Origin of the sequence: Streptomyces sp. NPDC001604 (assembly GCF_042893475.1) — a bacterium.
In the GTDB taxonomy this organism is placed as follows: domain Bacteria; phylum Actinomycetota; class Actinomycetes; order Streptomycetales; family Streptomycetaceae; genus Streptomyces.
In genome coordinates, this window is record NZ_JBIAUY010000003.1 from 379615 (window position 1) to 403257 (window position 23643).

Sequence of the window (23643 nt, forward strand, 5' to 3'; positions counted from 1 at the left end):
GCCGCCGTCGACGGAAGCGAGTTGAACCTTGAACTTCCTTACCATCGGTCATCGCGGAGTCATGGGTACCGAGCCCGAGAACACCCTCCGTTCCTTCGTCGCCGCCCAGCACGCGGGGCTCGACGTGATCGAACTCGATCTGCACCTGAGCAAGGACGGCGCCCTCGTCGTCATGCACGACACCGACGTGGACCGCACGACCGACGGCACCGGCCCGATCGCTGAGAAGACCCTTGCCGAGCTGCGCGCCCTGGACGCGGGTCGCGGCGAGCGCGTCCCGGTCTTCGAGGAGGTCCTCGAAGCCGTGCGGGCACCTCTGCAGGCCGAGATCAAGGACATCGCGGCGGCACGCGCGCTGGCCGAGCTCATGCTCAAACGGGACCTGGTCTCCCGGGTCGAGGTGTCCTCGTTCCACGACGAGGCCATCGCCGAGGTCACCCGTCTGGTGCCGGGCGTACGGACCGCGCTGATCGGCAGCCGCTACGGCACCGACATCGTGGAGCGCGCCGTGGAGGCCGGTGCCGCGACCGTCTGCCTCAACATCCGCCGCCTCACCCTGGAGATCGTGGAGCAGGCCCGCAAGGCGGACCTGCGGATCATCGGCTGGGTGGTGAACACCCAGGACCATCTGCGACTCGTCCGGGCGCTGCAGCTGGACGGCGCGACCACCGACTACCCGGAGATCAAGCGCACCGGCCGCTTCACGGCCTGAGCCTCGGACCAGCTCCCCATCAGACCAGCTCCTTGACCAGCAGCTCGAACTGAAGGTCGTCACGGAGCGGGATGCCGAAGCGCTCGTCGCCGTACGGGAACGGGGTCATCTTTCCCGTACGGCGGTAGCCGCGGCGCTCGTACCAGGCGATGAGGTCGTCTCGCACGGAGATCACGGTCATGTGCATCTCGCGCACGCCCCAGCTCTCGCGCGCCGTACGCTCCGCCTCCGTGATGATCACCTTGCCGAGGCCCGCGCCCTGCAGCTGCGGGCTGACCGCGAACATCCCGAAGTAGGCGTGTTCCCCGCGGTGTTCGAGCTGGCAGCAGGCGACGACGGCGCCGTCCCGCTCGACCGTCAGCAGCCGGCTGTCGGGCGACTTGATGACGGCGAGCACGCCCTCCGGGTCGGTGCGCTGCCCCTGCAGGATGTCCGCCTCGGTGGTCCACCCGGCCCGGCTGGAGTCCCCGCGGTACGCCGACTCGATCAGCGCGACCAGCACGTCGACGTCGGCGTCGGTGGCGTCGCGGAAGGTCAGTCCGTCGGCGGTGGTCTCCATGGGTGTCACTCCGGTCTCCGGCTCGGCACGGGCAGGGACGAGGGTAACCCTGCCACTAGGCTGCGGATGCATGGTGCACGTTCTCAGCAGCCGGACCCTTCTCCAGCCGAGCGATCCCGAGCGCTCCCGCAGGTTCTACGGCGAGCAGTTGGGCCTCGCCGTCTACCGCGAGTTCGGCACGGGGCCACAGCGCGGCACCGTCTACTTCCTCGGCGGCGGCTTCCTGGAGGTCTCGGGCCGCTCCGAGACCCCGCCCTCCCCCGCCGTCCGGTTGTGGCTGCAGGTCGAGGACGTGACCGCGGCGCACGAGGAGCTGCGGGCCAAGGGCGTCGAGATCGTGCGGGCGCCCGCGAAGGAACCGTGGGGGCTGGTCGAGATGTGGATCGCGGATCCGGACGGGACACGGATCGTGCTGGTCGAGGTGCCGGCGGACCATCCGATCCGCTACCGGCCGGGGATCTGAGCGAGCAGCCACGCGATCAGCGGCGACTGAGGAACCCGGCCCGGCGGCGGCCACCGCCCGCTCCGCCTCGGGGCGATGGTCACATCCAGCCCGACTCCCGCGCGATCCGGATGGCGTCGATCCGGGTGCGTCCCCCGATCTTCCTGGTGATCGCCGACAGGTGGTTGCGGACCGTGGCCACGGACAAGGAAAGCCGCTCGGCGACCTCCCGGGTGGGGACGCCGTCGGCGGTCAGCCGCAGGATCTCCACGTCCCGCGGGGTCAGCGGGTTCGCTCCCGCCTCCAGCGCGGCCAGTGCGAACTCGGGGTCGATGAAGCGCTGTCCCCTGACCAGCTTGCGGATGCCGTGGACCAGCCGGTCTGCCGGAGCGTTCGTACTGATCACCCCGGCGGCCCGCAGATCGAGCATCCGCCGCAACCGCGCAGGTGTGGGCGAGGCCATCATCAGCAGCACTCGGCACTCGGGCAGCCGCCGCTTCAGCTCGCCCCGTGCGGCGAGTTCCTCGCCCTCCTTGGAGTCGACGTCGATCACGGCCACGTCGGGGCGGCACAGCAGTGCCCGCGCCAGCACCTCGCCGTCGCCCGCGGCCTCCGCGACGACCTCGATGTCGTCCTCGCGGGAGAGCAGGGCGGCGAAGGCTCCCCGCACCAGGCGGGTGTTCTCGACGAGAAGCACGCGGATCAATGTCGCTCCACCCTCCGCAGACCTGAAGAAAATTATCGACCTTCATGCCCGGAATTTCAGTTCGGTGGTTTCAGCTCCTCAACGCACGCGGTGTTCCCAGCGGCGGTCGGTGCGGGTCAGTTCCCGGAAACCCGCGGCGAGCAGACGGTCGAGGGCTGCCCGGTCGTCGGCCGGCTCGTAGGCGAAGAGACGGTCCGTGCCGCACAGGCACAGCCAGTCGGCTGCCCGGGCGAGCAGCTGTCGCTCCAGGCCCTCGCCGTGGAAGGCCGGACCGATGTACAGGTTGCCGATGTCGGCGAGGCCCGCCGCACGGGTATGGCGTTCGGGGCGGGACAGGGCGGTGTCGACCTCGATGAAGCCGGCCGCGCGTGTCTTTGCGTAGGCCGTGAAACGGGTGCCGCACTCCCCCAGCGACCGCTCGAACCTCAGGCCCGCACGGGGTTCGAGGGCCGGCAGGTCGGCCACCCGCGCAATCAGGATCACCTCGGTGTCTCCGACGTGGCGGAAGCCCGAGCGTTCGTAGAGGGCGCGGATGTGCGGCCAGTTGCGGGGCAGGCCGTGGACGACGGGGGCCGGGACGGCGCCGTCGGCGTAGCGGACGCGTACGTCCCAGCGGGCGAACTGGGCCAGGCACGCGGCCATCAGCTGGTCCGCGGCTTCCTCGGAGTCGGGCCAGAAGGAGGCCGGTGGCCGGTGCACGAACCAGTCGATCTCACCGGCGTCCCGGTAGTGCTCGCCGACCTCCGCGCCGGAGCGGTAGCGCAGCAGATGGGCAGCGGCCACGACGTGGTGGCGCTGCTCGGCGACAAGGGTGACGCGCTCGGCGACCCAGGGGTCGGTGATGAACTCGCCGGGCTGTCGCTCCAGGTCGGTGAGGACGGTGTTCACCGAGACGGAGACGCCGGGGACGACGGCGGCGACATGTGCGTTGATCAGGTCGGTGAGCTGGTCGCGGTCGTCGCGGCGGAAGGGGCGCACCGTGGGCGCGGGCATGCGGGAACCTCCGGGGCAAGGACGTGGGCTGGAGGCCGCCATGCGGTGCGGTACATGGGCGAGCGTACGTCGGGGCCGGTGCCGGGCGCGAGGGGTTCGGTCGGATGGCCGGAGAGCGGGGCCGGGCTTAGCGTGCTGGAGGGGCCATTGTTCGCCCGAGGCTTCGGAAGGACGCCATGAAGCTCGACAAGCCGGTGACCGGCGGGCCCTGCTGGACCGAGCTCGGGACCAGCGACCTGGCGGAGGCCAAGCGGTTCTACGCGGAGCTGTTCGGCTGGCGCAGCGAGACGGATCCGCGTCAGGAGGCGGGCGGATACACGGTCGCGCACCTCGGGGACGCCGCGGTCGCCGCGCTGACCCCGCTGTACCAGGAGTCGCAGCCCGTCGCGTGGAACGTGTCGTTCGCGGTGGCGGACGCGGATGCCGCCGCCGCGCAGGTGACCGCCGCCGGCGGGACGGTTCTGCTGGGCCCGATGGACGTGTTCGACCTGGGCCGTTTCGCGGTGGCGCTCGATCCGGCGGGTGCCGCTTTCCAGTTGTGGCAGGCTCGGGCCTTCCCGGGTGCCGGACTGTTCAACGCACCCGGCTCACTGGGCTGGGTCGAACTGCTGACCCGCGCGCCCGAGCGCGCAGAGAGCTTCTACACGACCGTGTTCGGCTGGAGCGTCCGCCCTTCCGAGCATTACCCGCAATGGGGCATCGACGGCGCGGACTTCGGCGGCATGGTGCGCATGGACGAGAAGTTCCCGCACGAGGTGCCGCCGCACTGGCTGCCGTACTTCGCGGTGGCCGACGTGGACGCCTCCGCGGCCACGGCGACACAGGCGGGCGGCACCGTCCTCATGGAGCCCACCTCGGTGCCGGACGGGCCGCGGATCGCGGTGCTGCGGGATCCGCAGGCCGCGGTGTTCGGCGTGTACCGGGCGGGCGACGAGCACTGATCAGTGCGGGAGTCGGACGGTCATCTCCACGGTGATCTCGTCGCCGACGCTGATCTGCCGGGGCGCCCGGACCGCGGCCTTCAGCGGCAGCAGATAGCCGCCGTCCTTGGGGAACAGCGAGGTCTCGAAGTCGGCCTCGCCGATCCGCGCGGCCACGGGGATCACGCCCCAGCCGTAGCCGGCCTGCGCGGCGACCTCCCGGATGTCCGCGGCCTCCTCGTCGGGCACGGGCAGGTAGTAGTAGGGCGCCGGGCCGCGCCACTCGATCACCCGGCCCGCGAACGTGAACTCCAGCATCAGGTCCCTTCCTCGTGCCCGTCACGACAGGGCCCCTCGGGCCAGCGGTGTCACCGTGACCTGGTCGATGACCGGGGCGTACGCCGAGCGCCGGCCGTATGCGTTCTTGGTGCGGCCGTCGAAGTCGGGGAGTTCGTCGGCGGTGAAGTTGAGCGTGTTGCTGCCCTGATGGAGGGTCACGGGGACGGACAGGTTCCAGAAGTTGTTGAAGTGGAAGGTGGTGGGGAACAGGACGCGCTGCGGTGCCGTGCCGTTGACGGAGATGTCCGCGTGCCGGCAGACCGGGTCGGGGTTGTAGTGGGTGGCGGGCGCCTGCTCGCCGTTGGAGTAGCGGATGGTGAGTGCGTGGCGCCCGGCGCGCTCGGCCGTCACCGTCAGGGTGAGCGCGTTGCCGGGGCCGGCGCCGATGCCGTCGACGGCCTTGCCTCCGGTGGCGTACGAGTGGCCCGTCACCCTTGTGCTGCCGGTCAGGACGCCGTCCTCGGCGGCGGTAACGGACGTGGGCAGCAGTGAGCGGGAGGCGCCGACGCGCAGCCGGTCCACGACCAGGCGGTCCGACGTCCCGGTGACGGTGACCTTGTTGATGCCGCCGGCCAGGAAGAGCGGCACGGCACCGCGCTGCACGGGTCCGAGTTCCTCGCCGTTGACCGTGAGCAGGCCCTCGCCGGGGCCGAGCAGGTCGACGGTGACCGTCGCCTCGCCGTCGTCGGGAGCATGCACCCAGAAGGTGACGGTGCCGCCGCGCGGGAGGACGGCGGCACCGGGGCCGGAGGCGCCGAGGCCGGCGTAGCTCACCCGTGCGCCCGCGTCGAGGGCGGCGAACTCGGCCTCGTACAGGGCCTCCTGGTCGTCGCGCAGCACGAGGTCCAGCTTGTCGACGACCGCGTCCCCCCGGGTCGTGCCGAGGTCGGGGTCCTGCGCGGCGAGGGTGATCCGGTGCGGGCCGGCGGTCAGTTCGACCTCGGTGTCGGTGTGGCCCCACACCGCCCACTTGTAGCCGAGCGGCAGCCGCAGTTCGCGCGCGTCCTTGCCGTCGACGCGCAGGAAGACGTTGGTGGGGCCGTGCTCGCGCACCAGGTCGGCCAGGTTGTGGGAGTTGGCGAAGACCCGCAGGTCGTACGTCCCGTCCTGCGGGGCCTCGACGTCGAAGGCGAGCACGCCGTCGGAGCCGGTGCGCAGGCCGCCGATGTGGTGGCCGCCGGAGGTAGCGAACTTGTCGACGTCGGAAGGGGATCCCTCGGGGCCGTGCCTGACGTAGCCGCCGCCCGTGTACGTGGCGTCCTCGGCCTCGTAGGTCAGCCGCCGGCCCGCCGCGGGCGGCAGCAGGGCGGCGCCGTGGCCGCCGGGGGCCACGATCAACTGATAGGCGGACATCTCGTCGAGGTCGGTGAGCGTCAGCGTCACCCGGCCGTCCACGACCGGCAGTTCGGCGTCGAGCAGTCGCAGGGACTGGGCGCTCGCCCCGACTTGGCCGCTCCAGGCGATCTCCTGGAGGCGTACGTGGACGCTCGTGCCGAACACGTCCGCGTCGACGCCTTCGAGGACCAGGTCCGCGCCTCCGCCCGCGCCGCCGAACAGCACGCGGGCCTGCCGTTTGAGCCGGTCGAGCGTGGCGACGCCCTGCAGCGTGTACTGGACGTTGGGGTGCGGTGCGGTGACGCGGACGGTGTTGCCGGACAGCTGCCCGTAGGCGTTGAACAGCCACCACTGGCCGTTGCCCTTGTTGGCCTCGACCGCCGAGTCGTTGAGGTTGCCTGCGATGTTCCAGTACGCCATGTCGGCGTCGACCTTGGACTCCTCGATCGCGGCGATCCACTGGATCATCTGCCCGGGGACGGACAGATGGTAGTTGTGGGCGTACTCGTTGAGATTGACGGGCAGCGGGCCGATACCCAAGTCCCGTTCCAGCTTCCGGTACTTGGCGACGTTCCTGCGGACCTCGTCCGGCGAGGACAGCTCGTGCCAGGTGATCACGTCGGGGAGCACGCCGTGCTCACGCGCGAACTCCAGGAAGCCGCGCACCTCCGGGTAGAGGATGCAGGTGTTCGGGCCGGCGATGCGCGCCTGGGGGTCCAGGCCCTTGATGAGGTGGTACGCCTGCCGCCAGGCCGCGAAGTAGGGGCCCGGCTCGGTGTGCCAGGAGACCTGGTCGTAGCTCCACTCCCCCGTGCCGAACATGTTGCCCTCGGGCTCGTTGAACGGCACGTACACGACATGGGACTTGAGGGCGCCCAGCGTCTGCACCTGGGCGACCTGGCGTTGGATGTTCGCCAGGTAGGCGGTGAGCCGTTCCTCTCCGGTGGCGCCCGGCCACTCGTAGGGGAAGCCGCGGTGGATGTCGGTCAGGTAGACGTAGACGTCCTTGCCGCCCGCGGCGACGAAGGACGGCAGGATCTCCAGGGCGTCGGCGCCGGGGTGCTGGATGCCGTCCTGGGCCTTGGTGGTGACCGTGCGGACGTACATGCCCTCGACGACGGCACGGCTGGGCACGCCGTCGCCGTACAGGCCGTAGAGCGTGCCGCTCGCGCCGCCGTGGAAGGGACCGGTCTCCGTGCCCAGGTCGACAGTGAGCGTTTCGGCTGTCACGGCATCGCCCTTTCGTTCGGCATGTCGTACGCCGATCGACGATCCGAACCGGCCCGGTCGACCGTAGGGAGTCGGTGTCGATCACGTCAACGGGCCTACGGCCTCCGAAAGTTCCGGAGGCGGCGGTCAGCGCGGGTTCAGACGCGGAGCGCGCCGAGGCGGCCTTCGAGCCGGCCGAGCAACTCGCCCAGCAGCCCGGCCAGTTCGCCCTGCCCCTGCGGATCGAGGACGGCCAGTACGGAGGTCTCGTAGGCCAGCTGCTCGGGGAGGATGCCGTCGACGAGATCACGGCCGGCGTCCGTGAGGCGGAGGTGGGCGACGCGCCGGTCACGGGTGTCGCCGCGGCGCTCGACCAGGCCGCGCTCGGTGAGCTGCTTGAGGCGCTTGGTGACGGCGGCGCCCGAGGAGAAGGTCTCGCGGGCGAGTTCGCCGGGGGTCAGCTCGTGGCCGGTGCGGCGCAGCGCTCCGAGCAGGTCGAACTCGGGGCGGCTGAGGCCGGCGCGGCGCAGTGGGGCGTCCTCGGCCTGCTGGAGGAGGGCGGCGCAGCGGTTGATACGGCCGATGATCTCCATGGGGCCGGTGTCGAGGTCGGGGTGGACGGCCTGCCACTGCCGGACGACCGCGGAGACGGTGTCCTCGCCCCTGGTCGCCGCCGCCTGCCGTCCGTTCGCTGCCGTCATGGCCGTACGCCCTCCGCTCTCGCGCTCCGGTGCAGTCCCTGGTGTCGTGCCGTCGCGGCGAGCGTACGGTGTCCGGCCTGCTCGGCGTGCACGACCCGCTCCTGGGGCAGGGCGCGCTGCCACCACTCGCCGGACGCGGCGTCGGCGGTGGCGCGCAGGTCGGCCAGGGAGGCGGCGAGGGAGCGGCGGGCGGCCTCCAGGGCGGCGGGCGCGGGGACGGGCTCGGCCAGCAGGCGGGCGGTGTGCTCGCGGGCGCGCTCGGCGGCGGCCAGCGCCTGCTCGACCCGGTCGCCTGCGCGGCGGTTGGTGACGACGACGGCGGCGAGGAGGCCGACCAGTGCACCCACGAGGGTGTCCACGACCCGTTCGGCGATCAGCCGCCCGGGCTCCTGGAACCGGGTGAACTCGGTGATGAGCAGGGCCATCGGGGTCACACAGACGCTGCCGAGCCAGTAGTTGCGGCCCATCAGGGCCTCGGCGCCGAAGTTGAGGGCGAGGCAGCACAGCACGAGGGCCGCCGGGCCCAGGTGGGCGAGCGGGACGACCGCGGCGAAGAGCAACACGCCGACAAGGTTGCCGACGACGCGCTGGACGCCCCGGCTCCAGGTGAGGGCGAGATTGGCCTGGTAGAGGGAGGCGGCGGTGACCAGGGCCCAGTAGGGGCGGCCGATCCCGAGGGCGAGGGCGGCGTAGCCGGCGAGGGCGCAGCCCAGGGCGGTGCGTACGGCGATCGGGGCGAGCGGGCCGAGTCGCTGCCGCAACGGGCGGGGCGGGACGGCGAGTTCGGCGTCCACGCCGAGGAGTTCGGCGGTGGCCGCCGGGTCGTGGACCTCCGGGACGGGTCCGGTCCCGGTCAGCTCGCGGGCCCAGGCGCGCAGCTGCTGGGGGTCGGTGTCGGCGGGGGCGGCGAGGGCGACTTCGGCGCGGACGACGAGGCGTTCGAGGGCGCGCCGGGTGCCGGTGTCGCGGGTGGACAGCAGCGACTGCCAGGCGGCCTGGGCGGCGGCGGCCGCCGCGGTACGGGTCCGGGCGTGGCCGTCGCCGGTGCCGCGGGTGACGGCGTGGGCGGCGGCGGCCCTCAGGGCGGCCGCGGTGGCCCGGCGCTCCGGTCCGTGCGGGCGCAGCAGCCCGGGCGCCATGCCGACCACCCAGGCCCAGCCACCCGCGGCGAGCGCCGGCGCGAGATGGGCGGGGACCTGGCCGAGGGTCTGCGGGGCGAAGAGGGACGCGGAGGTGATGAAGGTCGGGACGACATTGCCGGGCGGGCCGATGCGGGTCGCGTCGCACACCGCCTTCTGCAGGGCGGCCAGCAGTGCACCGATCGTGACCAGCACGACGGCGCTGTGGGTGAGCGAGGCGGCGACCAGGGAGACCGCGAGACCACCGACCATGCCGAGGACCACCCAGGCCAGGGTGCGGGCCCGGGCGGCGTAGGGACGGTTGTGGGCGTACAGCGCGCACAGCGCCCCGGCCATCGTGTACATCGCCAGGTCGAGCCGGCCCAGGGCCAGCAGCGCCAGGTTGGGCGGGGCGACCGAGGCGACCACGCTCAGTGCGGGCTTGAACCAGATGTCCGCGGGGCGGCCCAACCGCAGCACCCCCGCCAGCGGGAGACGGCGGACACGCGGGGTGGTGGCGGGAGCGGGCGTCACACGGTTCATGGTGCATGAGTTTAGCAGGTGTTTTACTCGTAAATGATTTTGCGTTCACTCGCTCACCTGTTGTGCTCCCGCGAATGCTCCCCGTGTACATCCTTGCGCTTGCGTGCGCGCCGCGTGTTGCGGGCAACCACCGACTGTCGACACCGTCGAGCGGGGAGGTGCGCGTGCACGGACCGGCTTCGCCCGGCTGGCTGCTGGTCGCGCTGTGTGCGGCGACCGGGGCCTACTGTCTGCTGCGGATGCGCAGCACCGTCGAGGAGCAGCGCCGGGCCGCGGGCGGCGAGGCGCTGATGGGCTTCGGCATGGCCGCCATGGCCGTACCGGCGGCTGCGTTCAGCCCGCCGACCTGGGCCTGGCCCGGGTACGCGGCCGTCTTCGGCGTCGCCGCGCTGCGCGCCCTGTGGGCGGCGCGGACGAACGCGCACCATCTGCACCACCTGGTGGGCGCCTCGGCCATGGTGTACATGGCGGTCGTGATGGCGGCCACCCCGGGACACCATGCCGGGCACGGGAGTTCGGGCGGAGTGCCGCTGGTGACAGGGGTGCTGCTGCTCTACTTCACGGGATTCGTGCTGCTGGCCGGTGTCCGGCTGATGCCCGGCGTGGCCACGGCCGGTGGCGGCTCGGTGGGCTGGGGCGACCGTCCGGAGCTGGCGCGGGCGTGCCGACTGTCGATGGGGATCGCGATGGTGGCTATGCTGATCACGCTCTGACGCGGGGCTGCGCGACCACGGGCATTGGCCTCGCACCCCGTCGGTCGGCGACGATCGCTGTATGCATTCCGCGCCCGTCGACTCCCCGCCCCGCCCGCCGGACCACCGCACCACCACCCGCGCCGCGGCCGCTCTGGCGCTGTGCTCCGCGCTGTTGCTCACCCTGGTCGCCGTCAAGTGGCGCCCGTTGATCAGCGTCGACGGCGACATCGCCCGCACCACCCACCGCTGGGCCGTCGACGAATCCGGCCTCACCCACACCTTCCGCATCCTGACGGACTGGGTCTGGGACCCCTGGACGATGCGTCTGGTGTGCGCGGTCGCCGTGGTCTGGCTGGCGTGGCGGCGCTCGGCATGGTGGACGGCACTGTGGCTGGCGGCCACCTGCACGCTGGGCGGCCTGCTGCAACAGACCCTCAAGGCCGCGGTCGACCGACCGCGCCCGGTCTGGGCCGACCCCGTCGACTCGGCGGGTTACGCGGCCTTCCCGTCGGGGCACGCGATGACCGCCACGGTCGTCTGCGGCCTCCTGCTGTGGCTCCTGCACCACTACGGGCCCGGCCGCGCCGTGTGGCGTACGGCCCTGGCCGTGGGGGTGGTCTCGGTGCTCGGGGTGGGGCTCACGCGCGTATGGCTCGGCGTGCACTGGCCCTCCGACGTGGTGGGCGGCTGGCTGCTGGGGGCGATGCTGGTGGCGCTGGCCGTGCTGGTCCATCAACGTAAGATCCGCTCATGACGGCTGTCCTGTTCGACTTCTCCGGCACTCTCTTCCGCATCGAGTCCACCGCGTCCTGGCTGCGTGCGGTGCTGGACGACGCCGGCCTCACGCTGCCGGAGCCCGAGTTGGCACAGGCGGCGAAGGCGCTGGAGGTGGCGGGCGCCCTGCCCGGCGGGGCGAATCCGGCGCAACTGCCCGAGGAACTGTCCGAGGTGTGGCGGATCCGGGACCAGAGCACCGAACTGCACCGTGCCGCCTACACCGGACTCTCCCGCCAAGTGGCGCTCCCCGACCCGGGATTGCACGACGCGCTGTACGACCGGCACAAGACGCCGGCCGCGTGGACCCCTTACCCCGACGCCACCGAGGTGCTGGCCGCGCTGCGCGAGCGCGGGATCGGCATCGGCGTGGTCAGCAACATCGGCTGGGATCTGCGCCCGGTCTTCCGCGAGCACGGCCTCGACCGGTATGTCGACGCGTACGTCCTGTCGTACGAGCACGGCATCCAGAAGCCCGACCCCCGGTTGTTCGCGGTGGCCTGCGAGGCGCTCGGGGTCGATCCGCGGGAGACCCTGATGGTGGGTGACGACCGGCGGGCGGACGGCGGCGCGGCGGCCCTGGGGTGCCGGGTGCACCTGGTGGACCATCTGCTGGCGGCCGAGCGGCCGGACGGGCTGCGGCCGGTGCTGGAGCTGGCGGGCTGACGGCCGCGCCGGGCGGTCAGCCCCGATATCCCTCCACCTGCGAGGACGGCCGTACGTGTGCGTCGTCCGGGTTCTCCCCGAACTCGGCCTTGGCGCGCCGCTGCCGCAACAGGTCCCAGCACTGGTCGAGTTCGCGTTCCAGCACGCCGAGCCGCTGGTGTTCCGTCGCGCTGTCGATCTCGCCGGACGCGAGGGACTCACGGAGCTTGCGCTCGTCCTCGACCATCTCCGTGATTCTGGCCAGAATCTGCTGTTCCTGTTCCATGTCCGGGCCTCCAGACAATGCGCGACCGGTCGCCCTGAAAGTAGCCTGAGGACACCTTCAGGGCGAGGAGGCCGCCCGCCTCGGACGATCCCCCGCGTCGCCCGAAGCAGACGGCAGCCCTGACCAGCCCCTATGGAGCTCCGATCAGGACGTTCTGAGTATAGTTGGCTGGCAGCCAGTCAACGCAGGAGTTACAGCATGTCCCCGCGCAGCGCCTCGGTCAATGAAGAGTTGCGGAGACGTTCCCGGGAGCGGCTCCTGCAGGCGGCCGTCGAACTCGTCGGCGAGCACGGCTACGAGGCGACGACCCTCGGCGACATCGCCGACAGAGCGGGCTCGGCGCGCGGCCTGGTGTCGTACTACTTCCCGGGAAAACGCCAGCTCGTGCAGTCCGCGGTGCACCGGCTGATGCACCGCACGCTGGAGGAGGCGGTGGAACGCGAACCGCGCACCGAGGACGGCCGGGAGCGGATGGCGCGGGCCATCGACGCGATTCTGCGGCTGGCCCGGGACCGGCCGGTGCTGATGCGCCAGCACATGGCCGGACTGCTGCAGGCGGAGGGCTTCGTGCAGTGCCCGGAGCAGCAGCGTCTCGCCGAGGTGCTGCGGGACGTCGTCGCCCGGAACGGGGCGCAGGACGTCGACGTGGACTACCCGTTGCTGCGTTCCCTGCTGATGGGTGCCGTCTATGCGATGGTGCTGCCGAACGTGCCGATGCCGATCACGACCCTGCGGGCCGAGTTGTTCGAGCGCTACCGGCTCGACTGGGAGATGGGCGTGCCGCCGGACGCCGAAGCGGCCTCCGGCGCGACGTGCGAGACGGATCTTTCGAGGTTTTTCGCGACCGGTGAGGAGCCGGGGCCCGAGACCGGTCAGCGCCGCGCGTGACGGGGCGACAGAAAGCCCGAGTCGCGTGCCTGCGAGATCAGCCTGAGTGACTTGCGGCGGCTGTGACCGGTCGCGCACATCACCGCGAGAACGGGGTCGAAGCCCCCTTCCTGTGCCGCGCGGTACTCCTGGGCGACGAGCCAGCGGCCCTCGACGCCCGGGGGCCACGCGGGGCGGGCCCGCCGGGGCACCGGGGAGCCGTCGCCCCCGGCGGCCGGATCCGCCCCGGGGCCGCACGCCTCGAAGAGCGGCTCCTCGATCCACTCGGCGAGTTCCGCGAGGTCGTGCAGGGACAGCGCCGGCTGGGAGCGGACCTCCTCCAGCGAGGCACAGCCCTCGCAGACCACGGCGAGCGCGTCGATCCGGGCACCGTCGGTGAACGCAAGCCGGACGGTGAACCACGAGGTGGCACGCTCGTCCTCCCGCACTTCCCACGCGGGCCATACGGACACCGTGCCGTCCGTCGGACAACGATCAGAAAGATTAAGAAAGGATGCGTCTAGCACACGCGGAACGTAACCACTTGATCACATTCGGCAAGGGTGGACACGCACGTCGGTGCCGCGCCTGCACCCTGTCAGCGGAGCACCGGCGGTGCGATGCTGGAGCTGTCAGCGATCTCCTCTCGTAAGGAGTTCCGCCGTGTTGCGTGTCGCCGTCGTCGGTTCCGGGCCCAGCGGGGTCTACACCGCCCAGAACCTCGTCCAGCTGGACCCCGGGGTGCTCGTCGACGTCCTGGACCGGCTGCCGTGCCCCTACGGCCTGGTGCGCTACGGCGTCGCACCGGACCACGAGAAGATCAAGTCACTGCAGAACAACCTGCGCACGGTGCTGGAGCACGAACGGGTGCGGTTCCTCGGCGGCATCCAGGTCGGCCCCGGCGGACTGCCGGCCGCCCGGCTGCGCGAGCTGTACCACGCGGTCGTGTACTGCGTGGGTGCCGCCACCGACCGCCACCTGGGGATCCCGGGCGAGGACCTGCCGGGCAGCTGGTCGGCGACGCAGTTCGTGTCCTGGTACAGCGCCCATCCGGACTCCGCCGACGACGGTTTCGTGCGCGACGCCCGGTCCGCCGTGGTCATCGGCGTGGGGAACGTCGCGGTGGACGTCACGCGGATGCTGGCCCGCGGTCCGGCGGAGCTGAGCCCGACCGACATGCCGCAGGCGGCGCTCAGCTCGCTGTCCGCGAGCCGGGTGAGCGACATCCACATGGTGGGCCGCCGCGGCCCCTCCCAGGCCCGCTTCACCACCAAGGAACTGCGCGAGCTGGGCGGCCTCCCGAACACCGAACTCCTCGTGGATCCGGCGGAGTTGGAGATCGATCCGGGTTACGTGGAGCCTGCCGCGCTGCCGGCGGTCCAGCGCCGCAACGTGGACGTGCTGCGCGGCTGGGCCGAGGCGCCGGCCCAGGACGCGCCGCGCCGCATCCGGCTGCGCTTCTTCCTGCGCCCCGTCGAACTGCTCGCCGACGGGGGGCGCGTGGGTGCGGTGCGCTTCGAACGGACGGAGCCCGACGGCCGGGGCGGCGTGACGGGCACGGGACGCTACGAGGAGATCGAGGCGCAGTTGGTGCTGCGTTCGGTGGGCTATCGCGGGGTGCCGCTGGAGGGGCTGCCCTTCGACGCGGCGAGCGGCACCGTGCCGCATCTGGCCGGACGTGTGCTGCGCGCGGGCGTCGTCGCACCGGGTGAGTACGTGGCCGGCTGGATCAAGCGCGGCCCTACGGGCGTCATCGGCACCAACCGTCCGTGCGCCAAGGAGACGGTGCTGTCACTGCTGGAGGACGCTCCCGTGCTCGTACGCAAGGAACTCCCCGAGGATCCGCTCGCGGCGCTGCGCGCCGAGGGGATCGAACCGGTCTCCTGGACGGGCTGGCAGGCCATCGAGCAGGCAGAGGCGGCCCTCGGGGCCTCGCTCGGGCGCAGTGTCGTCAAGCTGGCGGACTGGGAGTCGCTGCTGGCGGCGGCGCGGGCGGCGGGCTCGCAGCAGGTGTCGTAGCAGAGTCGAACGGCGTCCAGTGGGCAGGACACACATCGGCAACAACGCTGAAATCAACAAACTGTTCAAGCCTTTTACGGTCTCGTGCTGTTCGGATGTGCCCCTCCCCCTCGCCGCCGCTCTGGAGTGCCCATGGCCACGACCACCCCCGTCCATCCCGTCGACGAGGTCCCACCCGTACGGCAGTTGGCCGCCTTCGGTCTGCAGCACGTGCTCGCGATGTACGCGGGCGCGGTGGCGGTGCCGCTGATCGTGGGCGGTGCGATGAAACTGTCGCCCGCGGACCTGGCGTATCTGATCACCGCGGATCTGCTGGTGTGCGGCATCGCGACGCTCATCCAGTGCGTGGGCTTCTGGCGGTTCGGGGTGCGGCTGCCGATCATGCAGGGCTGCACGTTCGCGGCCGTGTCGCCGATGGTGCTGATCGGGACGACGGGCGGCGGACTGCCCGCGATCTACGGGTCCGTGATCGTCGCGGGGCTCGCGATCGTACTGCTCGCTCCGGTCTTCGGCAGGCTGCTGCGCTTCTTCCCGCCTCTGGTCACCGGCACCGTCATCCTGATCATCGGGGTGTCGCTGCTGCCGGTCGCGGGCAACTGGGCCGCGGGCGGGGTCGGGGCGAAGGACTTCGGGGAGCCGAAGAACCTGGGTCTCGCCCTCTTCGTGCTGCTGGTGGTGCTGGGTGTGCAGAGGTTCGCGCCGGCGTTCCTCAGCCGGATCGCGGTGCTGATCGGCATCGCGGTGGGCCTGGCGGTGGCGATCCCCTTCGGGTTCACGGACTTCAGCGGCGTCGGCGACGCCCACTGGCTGGGCATCAGCACGCCGTTCCACTTCGGGACGCCCACCTTCCACGCGTCGGCCATCATTTCGATGCTGGTGGTGGCGCTGGTGACGATGACCGAGACGACCGGCGACCTGATCGCGGTCGGGGAGATGACCGGACGCGGGGTCGAGCCGCGTTCACTGGCGGACGGTCTGCGCGCCGACGGTCTGTCGACCGTGCTGGGCGGTGTGTTCAACACCTTCCCGTACACGGCGTACGCGCAGAACGTGGGCCTCGTCGGCATGACCCGGGTGCGCAGCCGCTGGGTGGTGGCCACCGCGGGCGGCATTCTCGTGCTGCTCGGCCTGCTGCCCAAGCTGGGTGCGGTGGTCGCGGCGATACCCGCGCCGGTGCTGGGCGGGGCGGGTCTGGTGATGTTCGGGACGGTGGCCGCGAGCGGCCTCAGGACCCTCGCCCAGGTGGACTTCAAGGACAACCACAACCTCACGGTCGTGGCGGTGTCGGTGGCCGTGGGCATGCTGCCGGTCGGCGTCCCGACGGTCTACGCGAAGTTCCCGGACTGGTTCCAGACGGTGATGAACAGCGGCATCAGCGCGGGCTGTCTGACGGCGATCCTGCTGAACCTGCTCTTCAACCACCTTCCCTCGAAGGCGGCTTCAGCCGCCGAGGCGGGCGGCCTGCCGAGCGGCGGCGGCGAGCAGGCTGTCGAGCAGCCCCGGGAAGAGATCGTCTAGGTCCTCCCGGCGCAGGCCGTTCATCTTGGCCGTGCCCCGGTAGCACTGCCGGACCACCCCCGCCTCGCGCAGCACCCGGAAGTGGTGCGTGGACGTGGACTTGGTGACCGGCAGGTCGAAGTGCGAACACGTGAGCTCGTCGCGCTCGGCGGCGAGCTCCCGCACGATCTGCAGCCGCATCGGGTCGGAGAGGGCGTGCAGCACGGCCTCCAACCGGATCTCGGTTCGCGCGGGGTGCGGCAGATCACGGCCGGCGGTGGCGGGGGCAGGGGTACTCACGCCTTCCATTGTACGAGAGGTGTCGTAGTTTGACATCTCCCGTACTACGATGGCTATCGTACGAGCCGTCCTTCGGTCCCGCGAGAACGGAGCAGCTCCCCATGAGCGCCCTTTTCCAGCCCTTCACCCTGCGCGACGTGACCATCCCGAACCGGGTCTGGATGCCCCCGATGTGCCAGTACTCGGCCGCCCCCGAGGGCCCGGAGACCGGTGCGCCGAACGACTGGCACTTCGCGCACTACGCGGCGCGCGCGGCCGGCGGCACCGGGCTGATCATCGTCGAGGCCACCGGTGTCTCGCCCGAGGGCCGCATCTCGCCCTACGACCTCGGCATCTGGAACGACACCCAGGTCGAGGCCTTCCGCCGTATCACGCGCTTCCTCTCGCAGGGCACGGTGCCGGGAATCCAGCTCGCCCACGCCGGTCGCAAGGCCTCGACCGACCGGCCCTGGAAGGGCGGCGCGCCGGTCGGCGCGGACGCGCACGGATGGCAGGCGCTCGCGCCGAGCGCGGTCGCGTTCGACGACAAGCACCCGGTGCCGACCGAGCTGACCACTGATCAGATCCAGGAGATCGTGGTCCAGTTCGCGGATGCCGCCCACCGGGCGCTGGCCGCCGGGTTCGAGGTCGCCGAGATCCACGGCGCGCACGGCTACCTGATCAACGAGTTCCTCTCACCGCACTCCAACCACCGCACCGACGCCTACGGCGGCTCGTACGGGAACCGCACCCGCTTCGCCCTCGAAGTCGTGGACGCCGTACGGGAGGTGTGGCCGGACGACAAGCCGCTGTTCTTCCGCATCTCGGCCACCGACTGGCTGGAGGAGGGAGGCTGGACGGCCGACGACACCGTCCGTTTCGCCGCCGACCTCAGGGCCCACGGCATCGACCTCGTCGACGTGTCCACCGGCGGCAACGCGTCGGGCGTCCGCATCCCTGTCGGCCCCGGCTACCAGGTTCCCTTCGCCGCCCGGGTGAAGGCCGAGACGACGATGCCGGTCGCCGCGGTGGGGCTCATCACCGATGCCGAGCAGGCCGAGAAGATCGTCGCCAACGGGGAGGCGGACGCGGTGCTGCTGGGGCGGGAGCTGCTGCGCAGCCCGTCGTGGGCGCGGCAGGCCGCGCGGGAGCTCGGCGGGGATGTGCACGTGCCCGACCAGTACCACCGGTCCGTCTGAGCCACCCTCACCGCATCCTTGCCGGCACATGGCGGAGCACGGCCCGCTCCACGTGCGGCACCGCCCGTTGACCGGCCACCGCGACCGCGATCGCCGCGGTGACGCCGGTCCAGGCGAGCGGGCCGAGCGGGGTGCAGCCGAAGAGCCGGCTGACGCCCGGGGTCTCCACCACGGCGAACAGGGCGGCCGCCGATCCGAGGGCGGTGGCCGCCACCAGCGGGCTGTTGCGGCGGTCGGCCAGCGTCTGGGCGAGCTGGGTGCCGACGAGCGCGCACAGCGCCATCGTGGCGGATCGGCGGGCCGTACCCGGTGTGAAGCGGCCGAACAGCCAGGCCGTGGTCGCGCCCAGGGTGGTGGTGAGGGCGCGGTGGCGGATCTTGCGCATCAGGGGGGCGCCCAGGAGTGAGGTACCCAGTGGCTCGGTCCCTTCGGCGCCGTTCGCGCCGTCCGGCGAGTCGGGGTGCCGGTCCCCCGGCGCCTGCGGTGTCACCGACACGGCCATCGCCGGGAACAGGTCCGTGAGCAGGTTCACCAGCAGCATCTGACGGGTGGACAGGGGTGCCGCGCCCGACAGCAGCGTGCCCAGGATGCCGAAGCCCACCTCGCCCGCGTTGCCGCCGATCAGGATGGTGGTGGCGTCGGCGACGCTGTGCCACAGGGCCCGCCCTTCGGCGACCGCCTCGATCAGGACCGTGAGGTCGTCGAGGGTCAGGACGAGGTCGGCCGCGTTGCGGGCGGCCGCGGAGCCGCGGGCGCTGATGCCCACGCCGATGTCGGCGGCGCGGATGGCCGCGGCGTCGTTGGCGCCGTCGCCGACCATCCCGACCACCCGGCCCGCGTCCCGCAGCGCCTCGACGACCTGGAGCTTCTGCTCGGGCGCGACCCGGGCCACGACGCCCATGTCGCGCAGCATCCGGGCCCGCGCCTCCCGGTCCGCGGAGGCCAGTTCGTCGCCCGTGACCACGCCGGTGTCCTCCGGCCAGCCCAGGTCGGCGGCGATGGCCCGGGCGGTCTGCGGGTGGTCGCCGGTCAGCACGATGGGTCGTACGCCGGCCGCCCGCAGGCCCTGGACCAGGGCCGTGGAGGTGTCGCGCGGCACGTCGGCGAACGCGAGCAGCCCGGTGAACTCCAGGTCCTGCAGGGGCTGTTCGATGATCTCCGAGGCCGTGTCCGCGTCCAGGCGGCGCCGGGCCACGGCCAGTACGCGCAGTCCGTCGCGGGCGAGGGCCTGCGCCGCGTCCGAGGCTTCCGGGGACAGGCCGGGGCAGGCGAGGAGCACGGTCTCGGGGGCGCCCTTGACGACGAGTTGGGGCGCGCCGTCCTCCTCCTGGCCGACAGCGGCGGCATACCCGCGGCCGGCCTCGAAGGGCAGCCCCGCGGTCTGGGTCCACCGCGGGTCCGGGGCGGCCGCGTCCAGGACGGCCTCGTCGGTGGCGTGCACGGGCTGTTCCGTGCCGCCGTTCAGCCGGGGGCACGCGCGGGCCGCGGTCCGCAGCGTGGTGTCGGCCGCCTCGGCGTCCGGCGCATGGGCGGTGCCGCCCGCGTCGCTCACCCGCACCAGGCGCAAACGGTTCTCGGTGAGGGTGCCCGTCTTGTCGAAACAGATGGTGTCCATCCGGCCCAGGGCCTCCAGGGTGCGCGGGGTGCGGACGAGGACGCCGCGACTGCTCAGCCGGCGTGCGGCCGCCATCTGCGCCACGGTCGCGACCAGCGGCAGCCCTTCGGGGACGGCGGCCACCGCCACCGCCACGCCGCCGCTCACCGCACGCCGGACGGGTGCGCCGCGCAGCAGCGAGAGCGCGGTCACCGCGGCCCCGCCCGCCAGCGTCAACGGCAGTTCCTTGTTGGTGAGTTCGCGCAACCTGGCCTGCATCCCGGCGGCCGGCGGTGTGCGGGCGGCGAGGTGGACGGCCCTGGCGGCCTCGGTCCGCTCGCCGGTGTCCACCACGACGGCCCGGGCCCGTCCGGCCACCAGGGTGGTGCCCTCGAACACCATGCAGTGCCGGTCCGGCACGGCGGCGTGCGGGGTCGGGTCGGTGCCCTTGTCGGTCGGCAGTGACTCTCCCGTGAGCGCGGACTCGTCCACCTCCAGGCCGTCCGCCCACAGGATCCGGGCGTCGGCGGGTACGACGTCGTCGGCCCGGAGCTCGATCACATCACCGGGCGAGAGCTTGGTGGCGTCCACGAGGTGCGGTTCGGTGGACGTCTCCTCCTCCGTGACCCGTGCCTTCGGTTTCTGTTCGGCCAGCAGCCTGGACAGCGCCCGCTCGGCCCGCAGCCGCTGGACGCCGCCGACGAGGGCGTTCAGGTCCAGCGCGCCGACCACCAGCAGGGCGTCCACGACGGAGCCGAGGATCGCCTCGGCGGCCGAGCCGACCGCCAGCACCGGGGTCAGCGGATCGTCGAGTTCGCGGCGCACGGCCCGGGCGAGCTCCAGGGACCCCCGGACCGGCGCCAGCAAGGGCTGCCTGCCCAGTGTGCGGATCGCCGTGCGTGCCCGGTCCGTGAGCTGCTCGGCGAAGGCCGGCTCCGGTTCCGTCTCGTGCTCCAGCCGGTCGCGCACCTCGGCCGGCCGCAGTTCGTGCCAGGCCACGCGCGGCCGGGGGTGCGGGGCGCGGGCCGCCGCCACAGCGAGGGCCGCCCGCGTTCCGCTCAGCAGGGCCCAGGCCGCGCTCACGTCGACGGGCGTGTGCCGCAGGCCCGGCCATGGGGTGGGGCGTCCACGGCGGGATTCGCCGATGGTCACGAGGAGCCCGGACAGCGTGGCACCGGACCGTGCGAGCGTCTGCGACCTGCGGCCCACCGCGCGTGCGGCCGGGACCGCGGTGAGCAGCCGCCAGACGTCGACAAGACCGTTCAGGGCCAGTACGTCCGCGTCCCACACGACGGCGCTGTCGCCGTCGCTGACGGCGAGGGCCACGTCTCCGGCGAGCAGCCCGGTCAGGACGTCGTCGTCGGACGCCGTCGGCCGGGCGACCGTCACGACGACGGCGCCGTCGTCGTGCAGCGCGTGCACCACCTCGGCGAGCGGCCGCTCGGCGCTCACCACCTGGTCGACGAGGCTCGTGAAGTCGGCCAGGGCCGGGTCGTCCACCATCACCACCCGCAGGCGCGCGCGTCGTGCCACGTCCAGTACGGCCTCGGCCCACGCGTCGGCGCCCTCGCCCGGGGCCCGCAGCGCGCTCGGATGCAGGACGACCGTGTCGGCCATCTCCAGCTGCCGCAGCCGTTCCGTGTCCCGCACCAGCACGCCCGCACGGGACAGCGCGCCGCTCAGGACGGCGTGGAAGGCGGCGGGCCCGTAGCGCGCGGCCTTGGGAGAGCCCGCGAGCACCGCCTCCGCCGCCTCCCTGCCGTCGTGCTTGACCAGCAGCATGGCAGCGGCGCCGAGCACACTGCCGGTCTCCGCCTTCGCGGCGTACTCCTGGGCCGGTGAGGTACGCAGCGGCGGGCGTGGGCAGCGGTCCCCCGTGGCGATGCTGTCCCGCTCCGGCAGGCAGACCTGGTCGTGGACCGCGTCGAACGCAGCCGTGCGCGCCACGGTCTCGCCGAGCTGCAGAGCACGCAACGCGCTGTCGAGGACCAGGGGCGTCGGCGTCCGGCCCGCGCCATGGGCCACCGCGTTCGCGACGGCCAGCGCCAGGTCCATGCGGGACCGGCCGATCCGGGCCCGCAGCCAGCCGCGGAAGCGCGGGTTCTCCCGCACCATGGTGACCAGCGCGGTCACCGCCCGTGGCGAGGCCGGCAGCCGCAGGCCGTAGCCGATCAGTGCGGCCGCGATGCCCGCGCCGTCCACCGCGAGCGCCGTCGCCGCGGCCCGCACCCCGGCGGGATCGGCCGGGTGCGGGACGTCGTCGATCACCTCGTCGGTCTGCTCCAGACCGTGCCGGGCCGCGAGTTCCGTCGCCTTCTCCACGACCCGGTCGGTGAGGGCTTCCTCGGTCGCGGTCACCACGAGCCGCCCCAGTCCGCCGTCCCAGTACGCGAGGGCCACGTCAGGCCGCTCGGCCAGCGCCTTGGCGACCCGGCGCGCCGCATGCTCCATGCCGCCCGCGTGCCGTACCCGGTCCGGCTGGGCGGGCCGCAGCGCGAGGTGCGCCCGGGATCCGGCCTGCCAGGGATGCGGGGTGAGCGGTACGGCGTTGCGGGCGACCCGTGCGACACGAACCGCGGCGTCCGCGCCCCGTACCCCGGCCCGAGCCGTGCCTGCGACCGCTCCGGCGGCGACACCCACCGCGGGAGCGGCCCCTCCGGCGAGCAGCCGGGGGCCGACCGACACGATCCCGACGGCGGCGCTCGCCGGCCGCGTGAGCAGTTGCAGAACCATCTCTCACCCTCAGCCGGTTGCGCTGCTGCGGTGGGCCGTCGAGCCGTCGGACGCGGTGGACCTGCCGCGACCGGCGGACGCCGTCCTCTGAACGGTGGACCCACTGGCCGGACCGCTGGATTTCGCGCTCTGGCCCGTGGCCTTCTTGGCCAGTGCGGTGGCCTTCTTGGTCTGTGCCGTCGTGTTCTTGGTCAGTGTCGCGGTCATCCTGCCGCGGGTGCCGGACGCCGTGCTCCCGCTCCGGGCGGACGTGGTCGGCCTGTCCTCCGGCTTCGGCTGGGTCAGCCAGGCCACGGCTGCACCGGTCAGGGCGACCGGCCACTCGACCACACCGGCGAGGCCGAGCACTCCGGCTCCGGTGTACACGGCTATCCGGCGCCCTTGCGGTGAGACGGCTCCGATCCGGTCCAGCGCACCTTCGGTGGCCCTGGTCACGACCCCCGCACCGGGCACCCTGCGCAGCGCCGAGGCCGCGGTCCGCAGCGGCTCGAGCAGAGTCGTCGACGCTTGCTGCGTGTCCATAGCTCTCTTCACCTCGTATGACGTGGCCCTTCGTGTGCGCACCGGGTTCCCGCGAAATGCGACGTCACCCGCGCTCGGGGTGCCGAGATGACATTCCCGTCCGGCCCCGAGGGGAGGCATCACCTACGAGTGGCGCGTGCGGCCGCCGTCGTGTCGGGTTCCGATCGGTTCAGTGCCCGATCGACCGGGTGATCTCCCCCTGGTACGCCCCGTACGCGGCACGCAGCGGCGCGCCCGGCCAGTCCTCGGGAAGGAGCTCGGGCGGCAGCACGGGATCGGCGAGCAGATGGCGGACGACCGCGGCGAAGGCGGTGAAGCGGTCCGCCGGGCGGTGCGCCTCGGCGACGTGGGCGAGCAGGGAGCGCGCGGTGGCGGCCCAGGAGTCCAACGGCCACAGCTGCGCGGCCAGTTCACGCGCGGGCCGGTCGGGGCGGGCGGTGTAGGACTGGGCCACCTGCGCCAGATCGTCGGGCAGGGAACGGCTGAGGTTCGCGGGGCGCAGCCAGACGCCCTCGCGGAGTTCGGCCAGGCGCAGGGCGGTCAACCGGGTGCGCAGGTCGGCGCGTTCGGCGGGGCCGCGGCCCGTCGCCGTGATCACCACCATCTCCCAGTCGCCGTCCCACGCGCGCGTGCGGGCCTCCACGGCCTCGTCCTGGCGCCGCTGGCGGGCCAGCAGGCGGTCGCTGAGCCGGTAGACGGCGTCGGTGCGCCGCAGGTCACCGGCGGCCACCATCCGGCTGAGCGCTGCGCGCAGCGTGGAGCCGCCGACGCCGAAGGGTTCCACCGCACGGACGAGGTCCTTCACCGGAAGCTGCGGTGGGTGCGTGCCCAGCAGCAGGCTCAGCACGACGGACCGCGCGGACAGCGGCGGCAGGTCGACCTCGCCGGGCTGCACCGACATGTTCATCCGCATGGGCAGGTACTCTACGTGCGCGCTTGTTGTTGCAATATTGCTA

23 protein-coding genes are annotated in these 23643 nt (G+C 72.6%); 10 read left to right on the top strand and 13 right to left on the bottom strand.

What is annotated here, in order from left to right; all coding sequences use genetic code 11:
- Window positions 1-28 precede the first annotated feature (28 nt).
- On the top strand, window positions 29-712 hold the full coding sequence (locus ACFY1E_RS11225; protein ID WP_389074059.1) for a glycerophosphodiester phosphodiesterase: 684 nt from the start codon (window positions 29-31) through the stop codon (window positions 710-712).
- Between the two features lie 19 nt (window positions 713-731).
- Here the strand turns inward: ACFY1E_RS11225 and ACFY1E_RS11230 are convergent, their stop codons facing one another.
- A complete protein-coding gene (locus ACFY1E_RS11230; protein ID WP_389074062.1) occupies window positions 732-1271 on the bottom strand; it encodes a GNAT family N-acetyltransferase in 540 nt (179 codons plus the stop codon).
- A 70-nt stretch (window positions 1272-1341) separates the two neighbouring features.
- On the opposite strand from ACFY1E_RS11230, the gene ACFY1E_RS11235 reads away from it, so the two are divergent.
- Complete coding sequence (locus ACFY1E_RS11235; RefSeq protein ID WP_389074064.1) at window positions 1342-1734, top strand: VOC family protein; 393 nt, start codon at window positions 1342-1344, stop codon at window positions 1732-1734.
- Window positions 1735-1813: 79 nt separating this feature from the next.
- On the opposite strand, the gene ACFY1E_RS11240 is transcribed toward ACFY1E_RS11235, so the two are convergent.
- Both ACFY1E_RS11240 and ACFY1E_RS11245 read right to left on the bottom strand, forming a co-directional pair.
- Window positions 1814-2410, bottom strand: a complete 597-nt coding sequence (locus tag ACFY1E_RS11240; protein WP_389074067.1) for a response regulator transcription factor — start codon at window positions 2408-2410, stop codon at window positions 1814-1816.
- An 87-nt stretch (window positions 2411-2497) separates the two neighbouring features.
- On the bottom strand, window positions 2498-3412 hold the full coding sequence (locus ACFY1E_RS11245) for an N-acetyltransferase (RefSeq protein ID WP_389074069.1): 915 nt from the start codon (window positions 3410-3412) through the stop codon (window positions 2498-2500).
- Window positions 3413-3588: 176 nt separating this feature from the next.
- Here ACFY1E_RS11245 and ACFY1E_RS11250 point away from each other — a divergent pair, with 176 nt between their 5' ends.
- Window positions 3589-4353, top strand: coding sequence for a VOC family protein (locus tag ACFY1E_RS11250; RefSeq protein WP_389074072.1), 765 nt, complete (start codon window positions 3589-3591; stop codon window positions 4351-4353).
- Here the strand turns inward: ACFY1E_RS11250 and ACFY1E_RS11255 are convergent, their stop codons facing one another.
- The 4 genes from ACFY1E_RS11255 to ACFY1E_RS11270 form a co-directional block, all read right to left on the bottom strand.
- Window positions 4354-4647 carry a DUF1905 domain-containing protein gene (locus ACFY1E_RS11255; protein WP_389074901.1) on the bottom strand — a complete coding sequence of 98 codons (294 nt, stop codon included), beginning with the start codon at window positions 4645-4647 and terminating at the stop codon, window positions 4354-4356.
- Between the two features lie 24 nt (window positions 4648-4671).
- Complete coding sequence (locus ACFY1E_RS11260; protein WP_389074904.1) at window positions 4672-7272, bottom strand: cellulosome protein; 2601 nt, start codon at window positions 7270-7272, stop codon at window positions 4672-4674.
- Between the two features lie 101 nt (window positions 7273-7373).
- Complete coding sequence (locus tag ACFY1E_RS11265; RefSeq protein ID WP_389074074.1) at window positions 7374-7916, bottom strand: MarR family winged helix-turn-helix transcriptional regulator; 543 nt, start codon at window positions 7914-7916, stop codon at window positions 7374-7376.
- Window positions 7913-9577: an FUSC family protein gene (locus ACFY1E_RS11270; RefSeq protein WP_389074077.1), complete on the bottom strand. Its 1665-nt coding sequence runs from the start codon at window positions 9575-9577 to the stop codon at window positions 7913-7915. Before ACFY1E_RS11270 ends, ACFY1E_RS11265 begins: the two co-directional genes overlap by 4 nt.
- 164 nt (window positions 9578-9741) lie before the next feature.
- Here ACFY1E_RS11270 and ACFY1E_RS11275 point away from each other — a divergent pair, with 164 nt between their 5' ends.
- The 3 genes from ACFY1E_RS11275 (at window position 9742) to ACFY1E_RS11285 (ending at window position 11712) form a co-directional block, all read left to right on the top strand.
- Window positions 9742-10290 (top strand): DUF5134 domain-containing protein, encoded by a 549-nt coding sequence (locus ACFY1E_RS11275; protein ID WP_389074079.1) that lies wholly within the window; start codon window positions 9742-9744, stop codon window positions 10288-10290.
- Between the two features lie 61 nt (window positions 10291-10351).
- Window positions 10352-11026, top strand: coding sequence for a phosphatase PAP2 family protein (locus ACFY1E_RS11280; RefSeq protein WP_389074082.1), 675 nt, complete (start codon window positions 10352-10354; stop codon window positions 11024-11026).
- Window positions 11023-11712, top strand: coding sequence for an HAD family hydrolase (locus tag ACFY1E_RS11285; protein WP_389074084.1), 690 nt, complete (start codon window positions 11023-11025; stop codon window positions 11710-11712). Before ACFY1E_RS11280 ends, ACFY1E_RS11285 begins: the two co-directional genes overlap by 4 nt.
- Window positions 11713-11728: 16 nt before the next feature.
- Here the strand turns inward: ACFY1E_RS11285 and ACFY1E_RS11290 are convergent, their stop codons facing one another.
- Entirely contained in the window at window positions 11729-11977 is a 249-nt protein-coding gene (locus ACFY1E_RS11290) for a DUF2630 family protein (RefSeq protein WP_389074087.1), read from the bottom strand.
- 198 nt (window positions 11978-12175) lie between these two features.
- Here ACFY1E_RS11290 and ACFY1E_RS11295 point away from each other — a divergent pair, with 198 nt between their 5' ends.
- On the top strand, window positions 12176-12865 hold the full coding sequence (locus tag ACFY1E_RS11295) for a TetR/AcrR family transcriptional regulator (protein ID WP_389074090.1): 690 nt from the start codon (window positions 12176-12178) through the stop codon (window positions 12863-12865).
- On the opposite strand, the gene ACFY1E_RS11300 is transcribed toward ACFY1E_RS11295, so the two are convergent.
- On the bottom strand, window positions 12850-13317 hold the full coding sequence (locus tag ACFY1E_RS11300) for a DUF6214 family protein (protein WP_389074092.1): 468 nt from the start codon (window positions 13315-13317) through the stop codon (window positions 12850-12852). The two genes, ACFY1E_RS11295 and ACFY1E_RS11300, sit on opposite strands and share 16 nt — an antisense overlap.
- Before the next feature lie 190 nt (window positions 13318-13507).
- On the opposite strand from ACFY1E_RS11300, the gene ACFY1E_RS11305 reads away from it, so the two are divergent.
- Both ACFY1E_RS11305 and ACFY1E_RS11310 read left to right on the top strand, forming a co-directional pair.
- Window positions 13508-14863 (top strand): FAD-dependent oxidoreductase, encoded by a 1356-nt coding sequence (locus tag ACFY1E_RS11305; protein WP_389074095.1) that lies wholly within the window; start codon window positions 13508-13510, stop codon window positions 14861-14863.
- A 132-nt stretch (window positions 14864-14995) separates the two neighbouring features.
- Window positions 14996-16381: a nucleobase:cation symporter-2 family protein gene (locus ACFY1E_RS11310; RefSeq protein WP_389074097.1), complete on the top strand. Its 1386-nt coding sequence runs from the start codon at window positions 14996-14998 to the stop codon at window positions 16379-16381.
- Here ACFY1E_RS11310 and ACFY1E_RS11315 read toward each other — a convergent pair.
- The gene (locus ACFY1E_RS11315) at window positions 16304-16669 is read right to left on the bottom strand and encodes an ArsR/SmtB family transcription factor (protein WP_389074100.1); all 366 of its coding nucleotides are present in this window, start codon (window positions 16667-16669) and stop codon (window positions 16304-16306) included. The two genes, ACFY1E_RS11310 and ACFY1E_RS11315, sit on opposite strands and share 78 nt — an antisense overlap.
- Before the next feature lie 92 nt (window positions 16670-16761).
- On the opposite strand from ACFY1E_RS11315, the gene ACFY1E_RS11320 reads away from it, so the two are divergent.
- Window positions 16762-17838, top strand: coding sequence for an NADH:flavin oxidoreductase/NADH oxidase (locus tag ACFY1E_RS11320; RefSeq protein WP_389074103.1), 1077 nt, complete (start codon window positions 16762-16764; stop codon window positions 17836-17838).
- A gap of 7 nt (window positions 17839-17845) precedes the next feature.
- On the opposite strand, the gene ACFY1E_RS11325 is transcribed toward ACFY1E_RS11320, so the two are convergent.
- From ACFY1E_RS11325 to ACFY1E_RS11335, 3 genes are all read right to left on the bottom strand, one after another.
- Window positions 17846-22165, bottom strand: a complete 4320-nt coding sequence (locus tag ACFY1E_RS11325) for an HAD-IC family P-type ATPase (protein ID WP_389074106.1) — start codon at window positions 22163-22165, stop codon at window positions 17846-17848.
- A gap of 9 nt (window positions 22166-22174) precedes the next feature.
- A complete protein-coding gene (locus tag ACFY1E_RS11330; RefSeq protein WP_389074108.1) occupies window positions 22175-22687 on the bottom strand; it encodes a hypothetical protein in 513 nt (170 codons plus the stop codon).
- A gap of 169 nt (window positions 22688-22856) precedes the next feature.
- On the bottom strand, window positions 22857-23600 hold the full coding sequence (locus ACFY1E_RS11335) for a PaaX family transcriptional regulator C-terminal domain-containing protein (RefSeq protein WP_389074111.1): 744 nt from the start codon (window positions 23598-23600) through the stop codon (window positions 22857-22859).
- Between the last annotated feature and the right edge of the window lie 43 nt (window positions 23601-23643).